We start from the raw sequence: 21,511 nt of genomic DNA, 5'->3' as shown, positions 1-21,511 counted from the left end.
TGATTTAGCGAGTTGTACTGGTATGAGTGACTTTCGTGAAGGGTTATTAAGTATCAACCTGAGGTCTATAGCAGATAACTATCAGGATCTGGCTAATCGCTTGAAAGCCGGCACCCGGTGCGGTGCTGTGGTTAAAGCGGATGCTTACGGCTTGGGAATGGCTCATGTTGCACCGGCGCTATACGCTCAGGGATGCCGCGATTTCTTTGTGGCCACCCAAGTCGAGGGGGAGCGCTTGCGCAGTGACCTCGGCAACGATGTGAATATAGTTATTTTTACCGGTGTCAGGCCTGGTGCTGAACTAGAGTGCGCTCGCGCGGGTTTGATCCCCACATTGTTTACTCTGGATCAATTGAAGAGCTGGGTTGAAATCTGCGAGAAAGCTCAGTTGGAGGCCCCTTGCGCCGTAAAAATTGATACCGGCATGACTCGGCTGGGATTGACCCCAGATGAGTTCGAATTGCTGCTCAAGGACCGCCCTCTCTTAGAGTCCGCCGATGTTCGGATGTTCTTCAGTCATCTTGCCTGTGCAGATCAGCCCCAACATCCGCATAACAAGCTTCAGTTGAACGAGTTTAAGACCGCGGGCGATCGCTTGCGGGAACTGTGCCCGGATATTCAGCTCAGCCTTGCGAACTCATCCGGCATCTTTTTGGGTGAGGACTATCACTTTGATATTGCCCGACCGGGCTCCGCACTATACGGCCTTAACCCTATCCCTGAGGCTGAAAACCCGATGCGTCCAACGGTGACTTTGGGCTTGCCAATTGTCCAAAAGCGCTATGTCAGTCAGTCCCGGTCTGTGGGGTATGGTGCGACCCAGGAAGTTCCCGGAGATAGTTGGCTTGCGGTAGCTCGGGGTGGATATGCCGATGGCATTATACGAGCCCAAGGGGGGCGGGGGCGCGGATGGGGGCACGGCCGCCCTCTGCCAATTGTCGGGCGTATATCAATGGACTCTACCACTTTCGATATTTCGGGTCTCAGCGAAGAGGAGCGGGACTCCCTTCAGTCGATCGAGATTCTCAATGACCAGCTTACGGTGGATGAGGTCGCTGGGTATGCCGGGACTATCGGTTATGAAGTCCTGACGAGCCTCGGGCATCGCTATGGCCGCCATTATGTAAAAGGTTGAACAAATTGCAGGACGTCGCCGCAAAAACACCATTAGAACAGCTTCGCCCGGTGCTGGAGCTTCTGGCGGATGGGGAAATACACTCGGGAGAATCCCTCGGGAGTGCGCTTGGTGTCAGCCGAGCCGCTGTTTGGAAACAACTACAAAAGCTCGAGAGCTACGGCCTGACGCTTGAGTCTGCTAAGGGGCGAGGTTATCGCTTGCCGGGAGGTCTCGACCTGCTATCTGAGCAGACTGTTACCGCTCAGCTGGATGGTTCAGCCCGAGCGCTACTGCGCGAGTTGCAGGTTTTTGATGAGTTGAGTTCAACGAACTCCCTGTTACTGGAGCGTTTTGAAGAAGGTAAGGGACACGCTGTAGCGATTCTCGCCGAGCGGCAAAGTGCCGGTCGGGGCCGCCGTGGTCGCAACTGGGTCAGCCCCTATGCCACAAGTATCAGCCTCTCAGTGGGCTGGGAGTTTAATGGCGGTGTACAAAGCCTGGAGGGGTTGAGTCTTGCCGTCGGTGTTGCTGTGGCAAAAGCGCTCGAGCGTTTTTCTGTACCGGGCGTGCGCCTGAAGTGGCCAAATGATGTGTGGTGCCAGGGCCGTAAATTGGCCGGTGTATTACTTGAGCTAAAAGGGGATTTAACCGACCGCTGTTCAGTGGTTATCGGTATTGGGTTGAATAATGGTCTCAACGCAAAGACAGCAGAGGAGATTGATCAACCATGGGCAGATCTCCAGCAAGTCCGTCCTGGTATTGGCCGCAGTGAATTAACTGCGGCGATACTCAGCGAGCTGTTACCGATGCTGGAAACTTACCCGGAATGGGGGTTCGCCACTTACCGGGAATCATGGTCAACCCTAGACCAGTTTGCCGGGCAGCCAGTTCAGTTGCGGTCAGGTAATTTGAGCTGGGAAGGTGTTGCGGCCGGTGTCGATGAAAAAGGAGCCTTGTTACTCGACACTGATAAAGGGCAAAAGTCATTTCATGGGGGGGAAATCTCGTTGCGGGGGCAGGTGTGATTCTAGAGCTGGATGTCGGCAATACACGGGGTAAGTGGCGCTACCTGGTCGAAGGCGAGGTGATAGCCCGTGGTGATATCGAAACTGGGCAGTTGCGCCAGCAGGTTTTGCCTGAGGGTTGGGCAGACTTAACCCCCTACCGTTTTCGGGTAGTGAATGTCGCCGGTCCCGTTGTTGCTGAATTCTTGAGTCAGGTGGCCCGAGACCTGTTCACACTGGAGGCTGAATTCTCTGCAGTGGCACCTCAATGTGCCGGCGTTATCTGTGGGTATGAAGACCACTCCGCCCTGGGGGTGGATCGGTGGCTGGCAATGTTGGCGGCCTACCAGCAATCTCCCCGAGCATCATTAATTGTGGATTGCGGCAGTGCGGTCACCTTAGATTTGCTGGACAATAGCGGGCGCCACATTGGGGGATATATCGTTCCCGGTTTCGGATTGATGAATCGCGTTCTCAGTGTCGATACCCATGCAGCAAAGAGTCGTGAGGCACTGGCCCTGACAAAAACATTGGGCGCGGGACGCAATACCAATGAGGCGATAAACCGTGGCCTCTTGCTGATGGTGTTGGGTGCGGTTGATCGAGCAATGGAAGAATTGCAGGTCCACTCCGGTTCCCTCCCTTTATTGTGGTTAACCGGTGGAGATGCGCAGTTGCTCTCCGCAGTTTACCAGCACGAACATCGCCTGGTTCCTGATTTGGTGATGGATGGGTTGGCCCTTAGTAATCCATAAAAATTTACTCTGTTATGCGCTGGATAGCCCTTTCTTTAGTTGCCCTGAACGCTGTGCTTTTTGCCTGGTATATGTTGGTAGCGCCATCTCCGCAGTTAAGTAGCGGCAAGAGCCCGATCCCTCTCGAGTCGGAGGGAAAGAAAATTACCCTCGTTAGCGAAATATCCCCTGAAGAGCTGCCTGCTCCAGAGAAGGCTGGGGTACTGAGTAAGGAGTCCTTTGAGGTTGAGCAGCTTTGTACGCTGTTGGGGCCTTTCGCGGAGGAGTACCAGGGCGAGAATCTCTTGCAGCGAATCCGGTCCCTTCAGGTTAAGGCCGAACTGCGTGATATAGAAATGCAGGGGCAGATGCGCTACTGGGTATATCTGCCGCCACTGAGTTCGAGGCGGGAGGCCTACAACCGCTTGCGTGAACTACAGTCTCAGGGGATCGACAGCTATGTCATTCCCAAAGGCGCATTGGAAAATGGCATTTCATTTGGGATTTTTAGTGAGCGAGCCCGAGCTGAGTCCCATACTGCCGTTTTGAAGGAGAGAGGGGTTACCGCGCAGTTCAAGGAGGAGCCGCAAACCTATATGGAGCGGTGGATAGTTATGCCCCCTGGCAGCACAGAAAGTCTTGCAGAAGAATTTTGGCGACAACTGCAGCGTGAATACCCGGACCTGGATCGGCGCCCAAATCTTTGTTCTGAAGTACTTGGCTAACAAAAAAGCAGATTTATCAGAAAATCACCAGTAGGCGTCTCGAATCGCTGTTTTTTTCAGCAGGTTGGAATAGGCGACATAAAAAATATGATTTATCTGCAAAAAGGGTGTTGCGTGTCGAGATAAGTTCCCATAGAATCCCGCCTCCATTGACGAGGGTGACTTAACAACTTCGGCAATGAACGGGATAGGGCTGGCGTAGCTCAGTTGGTAGAGCAGCTGACTTGTAATCAGCCGGTCGGGGGTTCGACTCCTCTCGCCAGCTCCATTTTTATCCCGTTGCTGTCAAAATTAGGTTTCGCTGCTAAGTATGTGAAATTTAAAGAAAAATTGTTGACAGCGCAGCGAGATGTGTAGACAATGCACACCGCTTTGAGCAGGGGTTCCCGAGTGGCCAAAGGGATCAGACTGTAAATCTGACGCGAAAGCTTCGGTGGTTCGAATCCACCCCCCTGCACCATATTACACCTTAGGGTGTTGCGCGAAATCGAATGGTTTCGCATGGAGGTCCCGAAAGCGGGCATAGTTCAATGGTAGAACCTCAGCCTTCCAAGCTGATGATGCGGGTTCGATCCCCGCTGCCCGCTCCAAGTTTTGGGGTTGGTTGGAATGCTCTCCAGGGTGCAACATTTTAAGATGTCGTTATCGGCAAGATTTTAGCTCATGTAGCTCAGGGGTAGAGCACACCCTTGGTAAGGGTGAGGTCGGCGGTTCAAATCCGCCCATGAGCTCCATTTTATATGACCGCAAGAGTGAAAGCTCTTGCGGTTGTTTGTGTCCGGGGTCGGATTTTCCGGGTCGGATGTGCATGTTCTGGACGTGGGTGGTGCCGTTATCGGCTCGCCTATATATAGGAGGCTGCAATGGCAAAAGAAAAGTTTGAACGTTCCAAGCCCCACGTGAACGTGGGCACCATCGGTCACGTTGACCACGGTAAAACCACCCTGACCGCTGCTCTGACCCGCGTATGTGCGGAAGTTTGGGGCGGTGACGCTGTTGCTTTCGACGGTATCGACAATGCACCGGAAGAGCGTGAGCGCGGTATCACCATCGCTACTTCTCACGTTGAGTACGAGTCCCCGACTCGCCACTACGCGCACGTAGATTGCCCGGGACACGCCGACTACGTTAAGAACATGATCACCGGTGCTGCTCAGATGGACGGCGCTATCCTGGTATGTTCCGCAGCTGACGGCCCCATGCCTCAGACTCGTGAGCACATCCTGCTTTCCCGTCAGGTAGGTGTACCTTACATCGTTGTATTCCTGAACAAAGCGGACATGGTAGACGACGAAGAGCTGCTCGAGCTGGTAGAAATGGAAGTTCGCGAACTTCTGGATCAGTACGAGTTCCCAGGTGACGACACTCCGATCATCGTTGGTTCCGCTCTGATGGCCCTGAACGGCGAAGACGACAACGAAATGGGTACTACCGCTGTTAAGAAGCTGGTAGAGACTCTGGATGAGTACATCCCTGAGCCAGAGCGCGCTGTAGATCAGCCGTTCCTGATGCCGATCGAAGACGTATTCTCTATCTCTGGCCGTGGTACTGTTGTAACTGGTCGTGTAGAGCGTGGTGTGATCAACACTGGCGACGAGATCGAAATCGTTGGTATCAAAGAAACCACCACTACTACCTGTACTGGTGTTGAAATGTTCCGCAAGCTGCTCGACGAAGGTCGTGCTGGTGAGAACATCGGCGCACTGCTGCGCGGCACCAAGCGTGACGAAGTAGAGCGTGGTCAGGTACTGGCTAAGCCGGGCTCCATCACTCCGCACACCAAGTTCGAAGCGGAAGTGTATGTACTGTCCAAGGACGAAGGTGGTCGTCACACCCCGTTCTTCAAAGGCTACCGTCCTCAGTTCTATTTCCGTACTACCGACGTAACTGGTGCGGTAGAGTTGCCGGAAGGTACTGAAATGGTAATGCCGGGCGACAACATTCAAATGGTTGTTACCCTGATCGCTCCGATCGCCATGGAAGACGGCCTGCGCTTCGCTATCCGCGAAGGTGGTCGTACCGTAGGTGCGGGCGTTGTTGCTAAGATCATTGAGTAATCTTTGATTTCTGCATCACAATATTCTATGTGGTGCACCAGGTGGGAGAGTTCCTGTAGCTCTCTCATCTTTGAGTGCGAAAGTGCTCACACTGTACAGGCCAGTAGTTCAATTGGTAGAGCACCGGTCTCCAAAACCGGGTGTTGGGGGTTCGAGTCCCTCCTGGCCTGCCATTTTTAATCACTCCGCTTAGATAAGCTTAGGGGTGTCGCAAAACCCTACTTGTCAGTGGGGCTTTTGTGTTTATGAGCGCTAAAAGATTATCTATAGTGCGCTAAGGGCTTCTTATATGAATGCTAAAACAGAAGCGAAAACCTTTCGTCTTGACGGTCTGAAGTGGTTGTTAATAGTGCTGCTGGTGGGCGGTGCTGTTGCAGGCAATTCATATTACGCCGAATTCCCTTTGTTTTACCGAGTGTTGGCAGTAACTGCCATCTGTCTGGTAGCTCTGGTTGTGGCTGTAAATACCGCCAAAGGCAATGCGTTGTGGCAACTGTTGCGCGAAGCGCAAACTGAAGTCAGGCGTGTGGTTTGGCCGACCCGCCAAGAAGCAACCCAGACCACAGCGATTGTGGTTGTTTTCGTGTTGATTATGGCGCTTATCTTGTGGGCGCTTGATTCGGCTCTGGGTTGGGCGGCTTCCAAATTTATCGGCTAAAGGTTGATACATGTCAAAGAATTGGTATGTGGTCCAGGCTTACTCGGGCTATGAGAAGCGTGTCGCCAGCTCCCTGAAAGAGCGCATTGAGCTGAACGAAATGGACCACCTGTTTGGTGAAGTCCTGGTTCCCACGGAAGAAGTGGTTGAGATGCGCGCAGGGCAAAAGCGTAAGAGTGAGCGCAAGTTTTTCCCGGGCTATGTCCTGGTAGAAATGGAATTGAATGACGATACCTGGCACTTGGTGAAAGAAACTCCCCGAGTACTGGGTTTTATCGGCGGTAAGGCGGATAAGCCAGCCCCGATTACTGACCGCGAAGCGCAGGCTATCCTGAATCGCATCGACGATTCCGCCGATAAGCCCAAGCCCAAGACTCTGTTTGAACCCGGTGAAATGGTTCGAGTTATCGACGGTCCGTTTAATGATTTCAACGGTGTGGTTGAAGAGGTTAACTACGAGAAGAGTCGCTTGCGAGTGGCTGTGTTGATCTTCGGACGTTCCACCCCGGTTGAACTGGAGTTCAGTCAGGTAGAGAAAACCTGATTCCAGTATAAATTTTTTGCCCCCTTTCGCCGCGAGGTGGAAGGGGGTTTTCGCGTCCCCGAAAAATGAGTTTTCATTTCGGGGTTCGGGGAGCCTGCCCTTAAACCTTATGGCTGAGTGGCGGGCGTTAATACCCAACTAGAGGAGAGCTGTAATGGCTAAGAAAGTAGAAGCTTATATCAAGCTGCAGGTTAAGGCCGGTCAGGCCAATCCGAGTCCGCCCGTTGGTCCCGCACTGGGTCAGCACGGTGTGAACATCATGGAATTCTGTAAGGCGTTCAACGCCCAGACCCAGAGCCTCGAGCCAGGTCTGCCAGTTCCAGTTGTAATCTCTGTATACAACGACCGCTCCTTCACCTTCATCATGAAGTCGCCGCCCGCCGCTGTACTGCTGCGCAAGGCTGCCAAGATCAAGAGCGGTTCCGGTCGTCCGAACACTGAGAAAGTGGGTAAAGTAACCCGCGCTCAGCTGGAAGAGATCGTAGAAATGAAGAAAGCAGACCTGACTGCATCCGACTTGGACGCGGCCGTGCGTACTATCGCCGGTTCCGCTCGCAGCGCCGGTATCGAAGTGGAGGGTCTCTAAGTGGCTAAATTGAGCAAGCGTCAGCGCGTAATCGCTGAAAAAGTTGAAGCTGGTAAAGCTTACGGCATGGAAGAAGCCGTAGCTCTGTTGAAAGAGCTGTCCAACGTTAAGTTTGCAGAAACTGTAGACGCTTCTGTAAACCTGGGCATCGACCCACGTAAATCCGACCAGGCTGTTCGCGGTGCAACTACTCTGCCGCACGGTACTGGTAAAGAAGTTCGCGTAGCTGTTTTCACCCAGGGTGCTAACGCTGATGCCGCTAAAGAAGCGGGCGCTGACTTGATCGGTATGGACGAGCTGGCTGCCGACGTTAAAGCAGGCAAGATGGACTTCGACGTAGTAATCGCTTCCCCCGATGCGATGCGCGTTGTAGGTCAGCTGGGTCAAATCCTCGGCCCGCGCGGCCTGATGCCGAACCCGAAGACTGGCACTGTAACTCCAGACGTTGCTACTGCGGTTAAAAATGCCAAAGCTGGTCAGGTGCGTTTCCGCGCTGACAAGGGCGGCATTATCCACGGTGGTATCGGTAAAGTTGCTTTCGATGCGAACTCTCTGAAAGAGAACCTGGAAGCTCTGGTTGCCGACCTGAAGAAAGCCAAGCCGGCTTCTGCAAAAGGTGTATATCTGAAGAAGATCACCCTGAGCACCACTATGGGCCCGGGTCTGGTTATCGACCAGTCTTCCCTGAATATTTAAATATCACTGCGGGGTGTGATCACCTCTCAGTAAATCGAACTTTGGGGTCCACCTGAATGCTTCGGCAGAAGGTGGGCCGTCAAAGACCGTAGGTGTCAGGTGCGTTGAGGTTTAACGTGCCTGGCTTAATCCGAACTTCGGCCAGGTTGGCCATTGCGAGGTTCGAGCCTACGCAGACGGTGTCGCCCAAACCAGTATTTTTACTGGATTTGAGCTTTATGCACCGGAACGGATCGGACGTTTAAGTCCGGTTTTTTTCAAATCCAGGAGTGACACTATGGCTATTGGACTCGAAGACAAGAAAGCGATTGTCGCAGATGTCCAGCAAGCTGCTGAAGGTGCTCTGTCTGCGGTTGTTGCGGATTCCCGCGGCGTAACCGTGAATGACATGACCACTCTGCGCAAAGAGGCCCGCGAGAACGGCGTTTGGTTGAAAGTCGTCCGCAATACTCTGGCGCGTCGCGCTCTGGCAGGTACCGAATACGAATGTCTGACTGACAAGTTCGTAGGTCCTAGCATCATTGCATTCTCTAACGAACACCCAGGTGCCGGCGCGCGCATCCTGAGCCAGTTCGCTAAAGGCAATGACAAGCTGGAACTGAAAGGTGCTGCCTTCGAAGGCGCGATCACCGACGTCGCATTGTTGGCAAGCCTGCCGACTTACGACGAGGCGATCGCCAAGCTGATGAGCGTGTTGAAAGAAGCATCTGCTGGCAAGCTGGTTCGCACTATTGCGGCCGTTCGCGACCAAAAAGAGCAGGAAGCTGCGTAATTTTTTCGCTAGAGCGAATCGCAGTTTCAAAACGAAATACGAGCAGCTACTGCTCAAACCAATTCAGGTACTGAATCATGTCTCTGACTAAAGAAGATATCATCAATGCTGTTGCCGAAATGTCCGTTAAGGATGTTGTTGAGCTGATCGAAGCAATGGAAGAGAAATTCGGCGTAACTGCTGCTGCAGCAGTTGTAGCTGGCCCAGCTGGTGGCGAAGCTGCCGCTGAAGAGAAAGACTCTTTCGACGTAATCCTGACCTCCCCAGGCGACAAGAAAGTGAACGTGATCAAAGTTGTTCGCGGCATCACTGGCCTGGGCTTGAAAGAAGCTAAAGGTCTGGTAGACGGCGCTCCGAGCCCGCTGAAAGAAGGCGTAAGCAAAGACGAAGCTGAAGCAGCTAAGAAAGAGCTGGAAGAAGCTGGCGCAGTTGTAGAACTGAAGTAATTCGGTTCTTGCGTCTCCCGCTAGCTGTCGCGTAAAGCGGCGGGTAGCGGTAAGGCTGGTGGACTTTTGTCCGCCGGCCTTTTTGCCGTTTGCGGTACTGAGGTTTTTACCGGTGCCGGCGGGATTTAAAAACCGTGGCAAACCTCATTTAACCATAGCGCAGTAGCGCTACCCAAAAGCAAGCGGAGAGGTTTCTGGCCAGTGCAGGCAAGTTGCATTGACCAGAGGCTTCTCGCCCGGAGGGGCTCTGGACTGGAGTCCCACGAAGTCTTGTCACTGATCAAGCTGGGGAATTTGAATGGCTTACTCATATACTGAGAAAAAACGTATCCGCAAGGATTTTGGCAAACTGCCTAAGGTCATGGATGTGCCCTTTCTGCTTGCGATACAGCTCGATTCTTATCGCAACTTTACACAGGCCGACAAGCGCCCCGACGACCGTATGGACGTTGGCCTGCAAGCGGCGTTTAAATCTGTATTTCCGATTGTCAGCTATTCCGGCAATGCCGCCCTGGAGTACGTAAGTTATACGCTGGGTAAGCCCGCTTTTGACGTTAAGGAATGTACCCTGCGCGGCGTTACCTATGCATGTCCGCTGCGCGTGCGCGTGCGTCTGATTATTTACGATAAAGAATCTGCGAATAAGTCCATTAAGGACATTAAAGAGCAGGAAGTTTACATGGGCGAGATTCCGCTCATGACCGACAACGGTACCTTCGTAATCAATGGTACCGAGCGCGTTATCGTATCCCAGCTGCACCGTTCCCCGGGTGTATTCTTCGATCACGACAAAGGCAAGACTCACTCTTCCGGTAAGCTGTTGTACGCCGCGCGTGTCATCCCCTACCGTGGCTCATGGCTGGACTTCGAGTTCGATCCGAAAGACCTGGTGTTTGTGCGTATCGATCGTCGCCGTAAATTGCCAGCGACTATTCTGCTGCGTGCCCTGGGTTACACCTCCCAGGAAATGCTGGAAATGTTCTTCGAGACCAGCACCTTTGAGCTGTTGGAAGACCGTGTCAGCTTGGAGCTGATTCCGTCTCGCCTGCGCGGTGATGTTGCTTCTTTTGACATCAAAGACGGCCAGGGCAAGGTGATTGTCGAAGAGGGTCGCCGTATTACCCCGCGTCATATCCGTCAGTTGGAAAAGGCCGGCGTAGAAAAGCTGGAAGCACCGCTCGAGTACCTGTTTGGCCGTGTACTGGCGAACGACATCATCGATGAGTCCACCGGTGAGATCGCGATCGACTGTAACACCGAGATTACTGATGAAGTAATCGCCAAGCTGCGTGTACTGAACGTTAAGAGTTTCCAAACCCTGTACACCAACGACCTGGATCGCGGTCCGTTTATCTCCGACACCCTGCGTGCAGAGCCTTCTCGCACTGTGTTGGAAGCGCTGGTAGAGATCTACCGTATGATGCGCCCGGGCGAACCGCCCACCAAGGAGTCCGCAGAAGCGCTGTTCGAGAACTTGTTCTTTACCGACGAGCGTTACGACCTGTCCGCTGTTGGCCGCATGAAGTTCAACCGACGCCTGGGTCGCGAAGACGAGACTGGCCCCGGCACTCTGAGCAAAGAAGATATCGTCGAAGTTCTGAAGACTCTGATCGATATCCGCAACGGTCAGGGCATGGTCGACGATATCGATCACCTGGGTAACCGTCGCGTGCGTTCCGTAGGCGAAATGGCTGAAAACCAGTTCCGCGTTGGCCTGGTACGTGTAGAGCGCGCTGTTAAAGAGCGCCTGTCCATGGCGGAGTCCGAAGGCCTGATGCCTCAGGACCTGATCAATGCCAAGCCGGTTGCCGCTGCCGTGAAGGAATTCTTCGGTTCCTCGCAGCTGTCCCAGTTTATGGACCAGAACAACCCGCTGTCGGAAGTGACTCACAAGCGTCGTGTTTCCGCCCTCGGCCCGGGTGGTTTGACCCGTGAGCGCGCTGGCTTTGAGGTGCGCGACGTGCACCCGACTCACTACGGCCGCGTATGTCCGATTGAGACGCCGGAAGGACCGAACATCGGTCTGATTAACTCCCTGGCTACTTACGCCCGCGCCAACCATTACGGTTTCCTCGAGAGCGCCTACCGCAAAGTGGTCGATGGCAAGGTAACTGATGAAATTGCGTACCTGTCCGCGATCAATGAAGCCAACTTCATTATTGCCCAGGCGTCTGCGGAAGTAGATGACAACGGTAACTTTGTTGATGACCTGATCAGCGTACGTCACCAGGGCGAATTTACCCTGAAAGCACCGGGCGAAATCCAGTATATGGATGTTTCCGCCAAGCAGGTGGTTTCCGTAGCTGCGGCGATGATTCCATTCCTCGAGCACGATGACGCCAACCGTGCATTGATGGGATCGAACATGCAGCGTCAGGCGGTACCGACCCTGCGCGCTGAAAAGCCGCTGGTGGGTACCGGTATGGAGCGCACTGTAGCGCGCGACTCCGGCGTGTGTGTGGTTGCTAAGCGCGGCGGCATTATTGAGCGCGTTGACTCCAGCCGTGTGGTTGTTCGCGTGGCCGACGCTGAGGTGGAAGCCGGTGATGCAGGTGTGGATATCTACAACCTGACCAAATACATCCGCTCCAACCAGAATACCTGTATCAACCAGCGCCCGATCGTTAATACCGGGGATCGTGTAGTCCGTGGCGATATCCTCGCCGATGGTCCCTCTGTAGACCTGGGTGAGCTGGCTCTGGGCCAGAATATGCGTATCGCATTTATGCCCTGGAATGGTTACAACTTTGAGGACTCCATCCTCATCAGTGAGCGCGTTGTACAGGAAGACCGCTTCACCACCATTCATATTCAGGAGCTGACCTGTATTGCCCGCGATACCAAGCTGGGCAGTGAGGAAATTACTGCGGATATCCCCAATGTGGGCGAATCTGCGCTGAATAAGCTGGACGAGTCCGGCATCGTATACATCGGTGCAGAAGTAGGCGCTGGCGATATCCTGGTAGGTAAGGTCACTCCGAAGGGCGAAGCCCAGCTGACTCCAGAAGAAAAACTGCTGCGCGCAATCTTCGGGGAGAAAGCTTCCGACGTTAAGGACACCTCCCTGCGTGCGCCCAGTGGCACTCGCGGTACCGTGATCGACGTTCAGGTATTTACCCGCGACGGCCTGCAGAAAGACCAGCGCTCCCTCGATATCGAGAAGTCACAGCTGGACGAGGTCCGCAAGGATCTGAACGAGGAATATCGCATTGTAGAAGGTGCGACCTTCGAGCGTCTGCAACAGGCTCTGCTGGGCCAAAAGGCCGCCGGTGGTAAGGGCGTTAAGAAGGGCGATGAGATGACCGCTGAAGTCCTCGCCGCTCTGCCGCGCGAAGACTGGTTCAAGCTGCGTATGGAAGACGACAGCCTGAACGATCAGCTGGAAAAAGCGGAAGCTCAGCTGAAAGAGCGTCGCAAGCTGCTCGACGAAGCCTTCGAAGACAAGAAGAAGAAACTGGAGTCCGGCGATGATCTGGCTCCGGGCGTGCTGAAAATCGTTAAGGTTTACCTGGCGATCAAACGCCGCATCCAGCCGGGCGACAAGATGGCCGGTCGTCACGGTAACAAAGGTGTTATCTCCGTAATCAAGCCCGTTGAGGACATGCCTTATGACCAAAACGGTGAGCCGGTAGATATCGTCCTGAACCCGCTGGGCGTTCCCTCGCGGATGAACGTTGGTCAGGTTCTGGAAATGCACTTGGGCATGGCCGCTAAAGGCCTCGGCGTTAAAGTCGACAAGATGATCAAGGAGCAGCAGGAAATCGCCAAGGTGCGCGGATTCCTGGAAGAGGTCTACAACTCCACTGGTGGACGCAAGGAAGAACTCGACGAGTTCTCCGATGAGGAAGTCATGACCATGGCGCAAAACCTGCGTCGCGGTGTACCTATGGCGACCCCGGTATTTGACGGTGCCGATGAAAGTGAGATCAAGCAGCTGCTGCGTCTTGCCGATATCCCGGACTCCGGTCAGATCACCCTGCACGACGGCCGCACCGGCGATGCTTTCGAGCGTCCGGTAACTGTGGGCTACATGTACATGCTGAAGCTGAACCACTTGGTAGACGACAAAATGCACGCGCGTTCTACCGGTTCCTACAGCCTGGTAACCCAGCAGCCGCTGGGCGGTAAAGCCCAGTTCGGTGGTCAGCGTTTCGGGGAGATGGAAGTGTGGGCGCTGGAAGCTTACGGCGCAGCATATACCCTGCAGGAAATGCTTACGGTTAAATCCGATGACGTGGAAGGCCGTACCAAGATGTACAAGAACATCGTGGACTCCGACCACCGCATGGAGCCGGGCATGCCGGAATCCTTCAACGTACTGGTTAAGGAAATCCGCTCTCTCGGTATGAACTTCGAGCTTGAGCACGAGTAAATCCGAACCCGTACCGAAGCCTGTTGGCAGGTGAAATGAGACAAGTGCCAGCGCCCCTCGAAGCAGTGGGGCAGCTGGCTAGCCCGGCGGCTAGTGCGAGTGCCGGGTTGACTACCCCCTAGTGGAGGAAAGGCCTTGAAAGATTTATTAAATCTGGTGAAGTCCCAGGAGCAGCTGGAAGAGTTTGATGCGATTCGTATCGGTCTGGCATCACCGGACATGATTCGCTCCTGGTCCTACGGCGAAGTGAAAAAGCCGGAGACCATCAACTACCGTACCTTCAAGCCTGAGCGTGAAGGCTTGTTCTGTGCCAAGATCTTTGGCCCGGTAAAAGACTACGAGTGCCTGTGCGGTAAGTACAAGCGCATGAAGCACCGCGGCATTATCTGTGAGAAGTGTGGCGTTGAAGTGACCAAGGCCAAGGTTCGCCGTGAGCGCATGGGTCACATCGAGCTGGCCAGCCCGGTTGCACACATCTGGTTCCTGAAGTCCCTGCCGTCCCGTATCGGCCTGCTGCTGGACATGACCCTGCGCGATATCGAGCGCGTGCTGTACTTCGAATCTTACGTGGTTACCGAGCCGGGTATGACCACCCTGGAGCGCGGCCAGCTGCTGAATGACGAGCAGTACTTTGAGGCGATGGAAGAGTTCGCCGACGAGTTTGAAGCGAAGATGGGTGCAGAGGCGATCCAGGAGCTGATGGCGGACATCGAGCTGCCAGCGGAAATCCAGCGCCTGCGTGAAGAGATCCCTGCGACCAACTCCGAAACCAAGATCAAGAAACTGTCCAAGCGCCTGAAGCTGCTGGAAGCCTTCTACAAGTCCGGTAATAACCCGGAGTGGATGGTGATGAAGGCTCTGCCGGTTCTGCCGCCGGATCTGCGCCCGCTGGTACCGCTGGATGGCGGTCGTTTCGCGACCTCCGATCTGAACGACCTCTACCGTCGTGTGATCAACCGTAACAACCGTCTGAAGCGTCTACTTGAGCTGAACGCGCCGGACATTATCGTGCGCAACGAAAAGCGCATGCTGCAGGAATCTGTTGACGCACTGCTGGATAACGGCCGTCGTGGTCGCGCCATCACCGGCTCCAACAAGCGCCCGCTGAAGTCCCTGGCTGACATGATTAAAGGTAAGCAGGGTCGTTTCCGTCAGAACCTGCTGGGTAAGCGTGTTGACTACTCCGGTCGTTCCGTGATCGTGGTAGGTCCGACCCTGCGTCTGCATCAGTGTGGTCTGCCCAAGAAGATGGCACTGGAACTGTTTAAGCCGTTTATCTTTGGCAAGCTGGAATCCCGTGGCCTGGCCACTACGATCAAAGCTGCCAAGAAGATGGTTGAACGCGAGGAAGCTGTCGTTTGGGATATCCTCGACGAAGTGATCCGCGAGCACCCGGTACTGCTTAACCGTGCACCGACCCTTCACCGTCTGGGTATCCAGGCGTTTGAACCGGTACTGATTGAAGGTAAGGCAATCCAGCTGCACCCGCTGGTTTGTGCGGCCTATAACGCCGACTTCGACGGTGACCAGATGGCGGTACACGTACCGCTGACGATCGAAGCGCAGCTGGAATCCCGCGCGCTGATGATGTCCACCAACAACATCCTGTCGCCTGCCAACGGTGAGCCGATCATCGTACCGTCCCAGGACGTGGTACTGGGTCTGTACTGGATGACCCGTGAGCGCGTTAACGATAAAGGCGAAGGCATGTTCTTCTCCGATATCAAAGAAGTGAGCCGTGCTTTCTACGCCAAGCAGGTTGGTCTGCAAGCGAAGATCAAGGTGCGTATCCGCGAAAATATCGTCGGCGAAGACGGTGAGAAGCACGAGACTATCTCCATTCAGGACACCACTGTAGGCCGCGCGCTGCTGTGGAATATCGTGCCGGAAGGCCTGCCGTTTGCGCACGTCAACCAGCCGATGAAGAAAAAGGCGATCTCCCGCGCCCTGAACGAGTGCTACCGCAAGGTAGGCCTGAAGGCGACGGTTATTTTTGCCGACCAGCTGATGTACACCGGTTTCGACTTCTCTACCAAGTCCGGTTCCTCCATTGGTGTGAACGACTTTGAGATTCCGGCTGAGAAAGCTGAGCTGATCGATGCCGCTGAAGCGGAAGTGAAAGAGATTGAAAGCCAGTTTGCTTCCGGCCTGGTAACCCAGGGTGAGAAGTACAATAAGGTTATCGACGTTTGGTCCCGCACCAACGACAAGGTAACCCAGGCGATGATGGCCGGTATCAAGAAAGAGAAGGTGATCGACCGCGAGGGCAACGAGACCAAGCAGGACTCCTTCAACTCCGTATACATGTACGCTGACTCCGGTGCTCGTGGTTCTGAAGCGCAGATCCGTCAGCTCGCTGGTATGCGTGGTCTGATGGCCCGTCCGGATGGCTCCATTATCGAGAACGCCATTACGGCAAACTTCCGTGAAGGCCTGACTGTACAGCAGTACTTCATCTCGACCCACGGTGCTCGTAAAGGTCTGGCGGATACCGCACTGAAAACCGCTAACTCCGGTTACCTGACCCGTCGTCTGGTTGACGTGGCCCAGGACGTGGTAATTACCGAGCTGGATTGTGGCACCGACGACGGTCTGACCATGGCGCCGGTAATCGAGGGCGGTGATGTTATCGAATCTCTCGGTGACCGTATCCTCGGTCGTGTAGTGGCCCGCGATGTACTGAAGCCTGGCAGTGACGAAATCGCCGTTTCTGCCGGCACTATGATCGACGAGAAGTGGGTAGAGCGCATCGAAGCCATGGGCATCGATGAGGTTCTGGTTCGCTCCCCGATCACCTGTGAGACTGCACACGGTATCTGTGCCCAGTGTTACGGCCGCGACCTGGCCCGTGGCCACCGCGCCAACCCGGGTGAGTCTGTGGGCGTTGTTGCCGCACAGTCCATCGGTGAGCCGGGCACCCAGCTGACCATGCGTACCTTCCACATCGGTGGTGCTGCAAGCCGTGCCTCCGCTGCGGACAGCATCCAGGTGAAGCAGGGCGGTACCGTACGTCTGCATAATGTTAAGACGGTTAAGACCGAAGTTGGCACTCTGGTAGCCGTGTCCCGTTCCGGTGAGCTGGCGATTGCCGACAGCGCCGGTCGCGAGCGCGAGCGCTACAAGCTGCCTTACGGTGCTGTGATCAGCGTCTACGAAGGTGCCGAGGTAGACGGTGGCCAGATCGTGGCCAAGTGGGACCCGCACACCCACCCGATCATCACCGAGGTAGCCGGTTGGGTGAAACTGTCCGGTATGGAAGAAGGGCTCTCCATCCGCAAGCAGACCGACGATATCACCGGCCTGTCCTCTATCGAGATTATCGATCCGGCCGAGCGCCCGGCAGCGGGTAAAGATCTGCGCCCAGCGGTAACCCTGCTGGATGAGAACGGCGAAGAGCTGACTCTGGCTAACAGTAATGCGCCTGCGCACTACGCCTTGCCGCCGCGTGCAATCCTCAGCCTGGCTGAAGGTAAGCAGGTGAACGTGGGTGACGTAATTGCACGTATTCCGCAGGAATCCGGCGGTACCAAGGATATCACCGGTGGTCTGCCCCGCGTTGCCGACCTGTTTGAAGCGCGTAAGCCGAAAGAGCCGTCCATTCTGGCGGAAATCTCCGGTACCGTTTCCTTCGGTAAAGAGACCAAAGGCAAGGTTCGTCTGCAGATTACTCCGCGTGACGGCAAGCCGCTGGCCAATGGTAAGGACCACTACGAGGTTCTGATTCCAAAGCATCGCCAGCTGACCGTGTTCGAAGGTGAAACCGTAGAGAAGGGTGAGGTTATCTCCGATGGCCCGTCCAACCCGCACGATATTCTGCGCCTGAAAGGTGTTGAAGAGCTGGCTCGATACATCACCAACGAGATCCAGGAGGTTTACCGCCTCCAGGGTGTAGGTATTAACGATAAGCACATCGAAACCATCGTGCGTCAGATGCTGCGTAAAGTTGAAGTCACCGAGATGGGTGATTCCAGCTTGATTAAGGGCGACCAGGTTGAATACCAGCGCGTGATCGAAGAAAACGAACAGCTGCGTGCCGAGAACAAGCAGCCCGCTCAGTTCGAACGCCTGCTGCTGGGTATTACCAAAGCGTCTCTGGCAACTGAGTCCTTCCTGTCAGCGGCTTCGTTCCAGGAAACCACTCGCGTTCTGACCGAAGCGGCGGTAACTGGTAAGGAAGACAACCTGCGCGGCTTGAAAGAGAACGTGGTTGTGGGTCGCTTGATCCCGGCTGGTACCGGTCTGGCTTACCACAGCGAGCGCAAGCGCAAGCGCAGCCTGCAGTTGGAAGAGGCCTTCGGTGAAGGACCTTCCGCAGCTGAGGTTGAAGCAGCTCTGACTGAGGCACTGAAGTCCTCAGGCGAATAAGGCGTATCCCACTCTATCTGTTGGTGGAGTGGGGTAGGTTGGGGCACTTAGGTGCCCGATCTGATATTGGCGACTGTCTGTGATGTAAGCACTTACTTCCGTCGCCGATTGACTAGGCGGGTTGTCGCTTATAGAATGCGGCCCCCGCTTATGTGGGGTGTTCCGTTTGATCCCAGGATCGGACGATACACACAGACGATAGGCCCTCACTGTTAGAGGTGGGGGCATTTTATTTTTGGAGTGATTTTTAATGGCAACGATCAACCAGTTGGTTCGTAAGCCGAGAAAACGCAAAGTTGAAAAAAGCGACGTTCCTGCTCTGCAGGCTAGCCCGCAGCGTCGCGGAGTTTGCACTCGTGTGTACACCACTACACCGAAGAAGCCGAACTCTGCACTGCGTAAGGTTTGCCGTGTGCGTCTGACCAGCGGTTACGAAGTAACTTCGTACATCGGTGGTGAAGGCCACAACCTGCAAGAGCACAGCGTGGTACTGATTCGCGGCGGTCGTGTAAAAGACCTGCCGGGTGTGCGCTACCACACTGTACGCGGTGCACTTGACTGTGCCGGCGTAAACGATCGCAAGCAGGGCCGTTCTAAGTACGGCGCCAAGCGTCCTAAAGGTTAATCACCTTTAACGATTTGCGTTTCGGTTTCCAACCGGAGTAAGGCTGAGCTCGCCGGATTGTAATGTTTTACGGCGGCGTCTCAGAATAACCCTGAAGAGAGGCAATACCCATGCCGAGAAGACGAGTAGTCGCCAAGCGCGAAGTGCTACCGGACCCCAAGTTCGGGAACGTCACCCTGGCCAAGTTCATGAACCACGTCATGATCAGCGGCAAGAAGTCAGTTGCAGAGCGTATCGTATACGGTGCACTTGAAACTATTTCTGAAAAATTGAACAAAGATCCGATCGAAGTATTCGAGGAGTCTTTGGAAAATATCGCGCCTATGGTGGAAGTAAAGTCCCGCCGTGTTGGTGGTGCGACGTATCAGGTGCCTGTAGAAGTGCGCCCCTCGCGTCGTACGGCTCTGGCAATGCGTTGGTTGGTGGAGTTCTCCCGTAAGCGCGGTGAGAAATCTATGGCTCAGCGTCTGGCCAACGAAATGATCGATGCAGCCCAAAACAAGGGTGGCGCGGTCAAGAAGCGTGAAGATGTACACCGCATGGCAGAAGCCAACAAGGCATTCTCTCACTACCGCTTCTAAGTCTGATGAATACCAACATCGGAAATTAATACCGAAAGGCAGCACGGAAAATTCCAGGCTGCCTTTTGCCGTTATATCGAGGATACAACTGTGGCACGTAAAACGCCCATCGCACGTTACCGTAACATCGGTATCTGTGCCCACGTAGACGCCGGTAAAACCACTACTACCGAGCGCGTACTTTTCTACACTGGTCTATCCCACAAAATTGGTGAAGTACACGAAGGTGCTGCCACCATGGACTGGATGGAGCAGGAGCAGGAGCGTGGTATCACCATTACTTCTGCTGCAACTACCTGTTTCTGGTCTGGCATGCAGCAGCAATTCGACCAGCACCGCGTAAACATCATCGATACCCCAGGACACGTTGACTTCACTATTGAAGTTGAGCGCTCCCTGCGCGTACTCGACGGTGCTGTTGTTGTACTGTGTGGCTCCTCTGGTGTTCAGCCTCAGACTGAAACCGTATGGCGCCAGGCGAACAAATACGAAGTACCGCGCATGGTATTCGTAAACAAAATGGACCGCGCCGGTGCGAACTACCGCAACGTTGTGAGCCAGCTGAAAGACCGCTTGAACGCGAATGCTGTACCTCTGCAGATGACCATCGGCTCTGAGGACGAGTTCAAGGGTGTTGTTGACCTGGTGAAGATGAAGGCCATTCTGTGGAATGAAGCCGACCAGGGCATGACTTTCGACTACGCTGACATCCCCGCTGAGCTGCAGGACGAGTGCGACGAAATGCGCGAGTACCTGGTAGAAGCGGCCGCTGAAGCCAGCGAAGAGTTGATGGAAAAATACCTGGAAGAAGGTGAGCTGTCCGAAGAAGAAATCAAGGCAGCTATCCGTCAGCGTACCCTGGCCAACGAAATTGTACCGGTTCTGGGCGGTTCTGCGTTCAAGAACAAGGGTGTACAGGCTGTACTGGACGCAGTTATCGAATACCTGCCGGCGCCGACTGAAGTTAAGGCGATCGAAGGTACTCTGGAAGATGGCGAAACTGTTGAGAGCCGCGAAGCTGACGACAACGCGCCGTTCGCTGCACTGGCGTTCAAAATTGCTACCGATCCCTTCGTTGGTACCCTGACTTTCTTCCGTGTTTACTCCGGTAAGCTGGAGAGCGGTACTGCGGTATACAACTCCGTAAAAATGAAGAAAGAGCGTGTCGGTCGTATGGTGCAGATGCACTCCAACGATCGTCAGGAAATTAAAGAAGTACTGGCTGGTGACATCGCTGCTGCGATTGGTCTGAAAGACGTAACCACTGGTGACACCCTGTGTGCCGAAGACAACAAGATTGTTCTGGAGCGTATGGAGTTTCCCGAGCCGGTAATTTCTGTTGCGGTTGAGCCCAAGTCCAAGCCGGACCAGGAAAAAATGGGTATTGCCCTCGGCAAGCTGGCCCAGGAAGATCCGTCCTTCCGCGTGAAGACTGACGAGGAAACCGGTCAGACCATTATCTCCGGTATGGGTGAATTGCACCTGGATATCATCGTTGACCGCATGAAGCGTGAGTTCAACGTTGAAGCGAACATCGGTAAGCCTCAGGTTGCCTACCGTGAAACTATCCGCAACACCTCTGAGATCGAAGGTAAGTTCGTTCGTCAGTCCGGTGGTCGCGGTCAGTACGGTCACGTATGGGTGAAGTTTGAGCCTGCCGAAGACGAGTCTCAGGAAGGTCTGGAATTCGTTAACGAAATCGTGGGCGGTGCGGTACCGAAGGAATACATTCCTGCGGTACAGAAAGGTATCGAAGAGCAGATGAAGAACGGTGTTCTGGCTGGCTATCCGCTGCTGGGCCTGAAGGCGACTCTGTACGACGGTTCCTTCCACGATGTGGACTCCAATGAAATGGCGTTTAAGATCGCCGGTTCTATGGCGACCAAGAAGCTGTCCAGTCAGGGCGGTGCGGTGCTGCTCGAGCCGATGATGAAGGTGGAAGTGGTAACTCCGGAAGAGAACATGGGTGATGTGGTTGGTGACCTCAACCGTCGCCGTGGTCTCATCCAGGGTATGGAAGACAACCCCTCCGGTAAGGTTGTCAATGCGGAAGTACCTCTGGCAGAAATGTTCGGTTACGCAACCGACCTGCGTTCTGCTACTCAGGGCCGTGCTACCTACACCATGGAATTCCTGAAGTACGCCGAAGCGCCGAAAAATGTTGCCGATGAGATCATCGCCAAGACTAAGGCCTAATTAACTTCTGCTTAAAGGGGGCCGGGCCAACAG

The 21,511-nt window shown here is 54.5% G+C and carries 16 protein-coding genes and 5 tRNA genes; all 21 read left to right on the top strand.

Annotated elements, in window-relative coordinates; all coding sequences use genetic code 11:
- Window positions 1-22: 22 nt before the first annotated feature.
- The 21 genes from alr (at window position 23) to fusA (ending at window position 21,478) form a co-directional block, all read left to right on the top strand.
- The gene (alr, locus tag ACJJIR_RS19230; protein ID WP_444906489.1) at window positions 23-1,135 is read left to right on the top strand and encodes an alanine racemase; all 1,113 of its coding nucleotides are present in this window, start codon (window positions 23-25) and stop codon (window positions 1,133-1,135) included.
- A gap of 5 nt (window positions 1,136-1,140) precedes the next feature.
- On the top strand, window positions 1,141-2,142 hold the full coding sequence (gene birA, locus ACJJIR_RS19225) for a bifunctional biotin--[acetyl-CoA-carboxylase] ligase/biotin operon repressor BirA (RefSeq protein WP_444906488.1): 1,002 nt from the start codon (window positions 1,141-1,143) through the stop codon (window positions 2,140-2,142).
- The gene (locus ACJJIR_RS19220; RefSeq protein ID WP_444906487.1) at window positions 2,139-2,876 is read left to right on the top strand and encodes a type III pantothenate kinase; all 738 of its coding nucleotides are present in this window, start codon (window positions 2,139-2,141) and stop codon (window positions 2,874-2,876) included. Before birA ends, ACJJIR_RS19220 begins: the two co-directional genes overlap by 4 nt.
- 14 nt (window positions 2,877-2,890) lie before the next feature.
- Complete coding sequence (locus ACJJIR_RS19215; RefSeq protein ID WP_444906486.1) at window positions 2,891-3,580, top strand: SPOR domain-containing protein; 690 nt, start codon at window positions 2,891-2,893, stop codon at window positions 3,578-3,580.
- 192 nt (window positions 3,581-3,772) lie between these two features.
- Window positions 3,773-3,848, top strand: a tRNA-Thr gene (locus ACJJIR_RS19210).
- A 108-nt stretch (window positions 3,849-3,956) separates the two neighbouring features.
- Window positions 3,957-4,040: transfer RNA gene (locus ACJJIR_RS19205), tRNA-Tyr, on the top strand.
- Between the two features lie 56 nt (window positions 4,041-4,096).
- A tRNA-Gly gene (locus tag ACJJIR_RS19200) sits at window positions 4,097-4,170 on the top strand.
- Window positions 4,171-4,239: 69 nt separating this feature from the next.
- Window positions 4,240-4,314 (top strand) — tRNA-Thr (locus ACJJIR_RS19195).
- A gap of 129 nt (window positions 4,315-4,443) precedes the next feature.
- Complete coding sequence (gene tuf / locus ACJJIR_RS19190) at window positions 4,444-5,637, top strand: elongation factor Tu (RefSeq protein WP_108731642.1); 1,194 nt, start codon at window positions 4,444-4,446, stop codon at window positions 5,635-5,637.
- Window positions 5,638-5,734: 97 nt separating this feature from the next.
- Window positions 5,735-5,810 (top strand) — tRNA-Trp (locus tag ACJJIR_RS19185).
- A gap of 116 nt (window positions 5,811-5,926) precedes the next feature.
- Window positions 5,927-6,295 carry a preprotein translocase subunit SecE gene (secE, locus tag ACJJIR_RS19180; protein ID WP_108731643.1) on the top strand — a complete coding sequence of 123 codons (369 nt, stop codon included), beginning with the start codon at window positions 5,927-5,929 and terminating at the stop codon, window positions 6,293-6,295.
- 10 nt (window positions 6,296-6,305) lie between these two features.
- Window positions 6,306-6,839, top strand: a complete 534-nt coding sequence (gene nusG / locus ACJJIR_RS19175) for a transcription termination/antitermination protein NusG (RefSeq protein WP_108731644.1) — start codon at window positions 6,306-6,308, stop codon at window positions 6,837-6,839.
- 154 nt (window positions 6,840-6,993) lie between these two features.
- Window positions 6,994-7,425, top strand: a complete 432-nt coding sequence (gene rplK / locus ACJJIR_RS19170) for a 50S ribosomal protein L11 (protein ID WP_108731645.1) — start codon at window positions 6,994-6,996, stop codon at window positions 7,423-7,425.
- Window positions 7,426-8,121, top strand: coding sequence for a 50S ribosomal protein L1 (gene rplA / locus ACJJIR_RS19165; protein ID WP_444895283.1), 696 nt, complete (start codon window positions 7,426-7,428; stop codon window positions 8,119-8,121).
- A 277-nt stretch (window positions 8,122-8,398) separates the two neighbouring features.
- A complete protein-coding gene (rplJ, locus tag ACJJIR_RS19160; protein WP_282934404.1) occupies window positions 8,399-8,893 on the top strand; it encodes a 50S ribosomal protein L10 in 495 nt (164 codons plus the stop codon).
- 77 nt (window positions 8,894-8,970) lie between these two features.
- Window positions 8,971-9,339 carry a 50S ribosomal protein L7/L12 gene (rplL, locus tag ACJJIR_RS19155; protein WP_282934403.1) on the top strand — a complete coding sequence of 123 codons (369 nt, stop codon included), beginning with the start codon at window positions 8,971-8,973 and terminating at the stop codon, window positions 9,337-9,339.
- Between the two features lie 298 nt (window positions 9,340-9,637).
- The gene (rpoB, locus tag ACJJIR_RS19150) at window positions 9,638-13,711 is read left to right on the top strand and encodes a DNA-directed RNA polymerase subunit beta (RefSeq protein ID WP_444892716.1); all 4,074 of its coding nucleotides are present in this window, start codon (window positions 9,638-9,640) and stop codon (window positions 13,709-13,711) included.
- Between the two features lie 135 nt (window positions 13,712-13,846).
- Window positions 13,847-18,076 carry a DNA-directed RNA polymerase subunit beta' gene (rpoC, locus tag ACJJIR_RS19145; protein WP_282934401.1) on the top strand — a complete coding sequence of 1,410 codons (4,230 nt, stop codon included), beginning with the start codon at window positions 13,847-13,849 and terminating at the stop codon, window positions 18,074-18,076.
- 250 nt (window positions 18,077-18,326) lie between these two features.
- Window positions 18,327-18,701 carry a 30S ribosomal protein S12 gene (rpsL, locus tag ACJJIR_RS19140; RefSeq protein ID WP_108731651.1) on the top strand — a complete coding sequence of 125 codons (375 nt, stop codon included), beginning with the start codon at window positions 18,327-18,329 and terminating at the stop codon, window positions 18,699-18,701.
- Between the two features lie 110 nt (window positions 18,702-18,811).
- Entirely contained in the window at window positions 18,812-19,282 is a 471-nt protein-coding gene (gene rpsG, locus ACJJIR_RS19135) for a 30S ribosomal protein S7 (protein ID WP_152451131.1), read from the top strand.
- Between the two features lie 90 nt (window positions 19,283-19,372).
- Entirely contained in the window at window positions 19,373-21,478 is a 2,106-nt protein-coding gene (fusA, locus tag ACJJIR_RS19130; protein ID WP_444892717.1) for an elongation factor G, read from the top strand.
- Window positions 21,479-21,511 lie beyond the last annotated feature (33 nt).

This window comes from Microbulbifer maximicatervae (SeqCode) (assembly GCF_052467385.1).
Note: the sequence above shows the minus strand (reverse complement) of the source record. Positions and strands in the feature narration are given on the sequence as shown.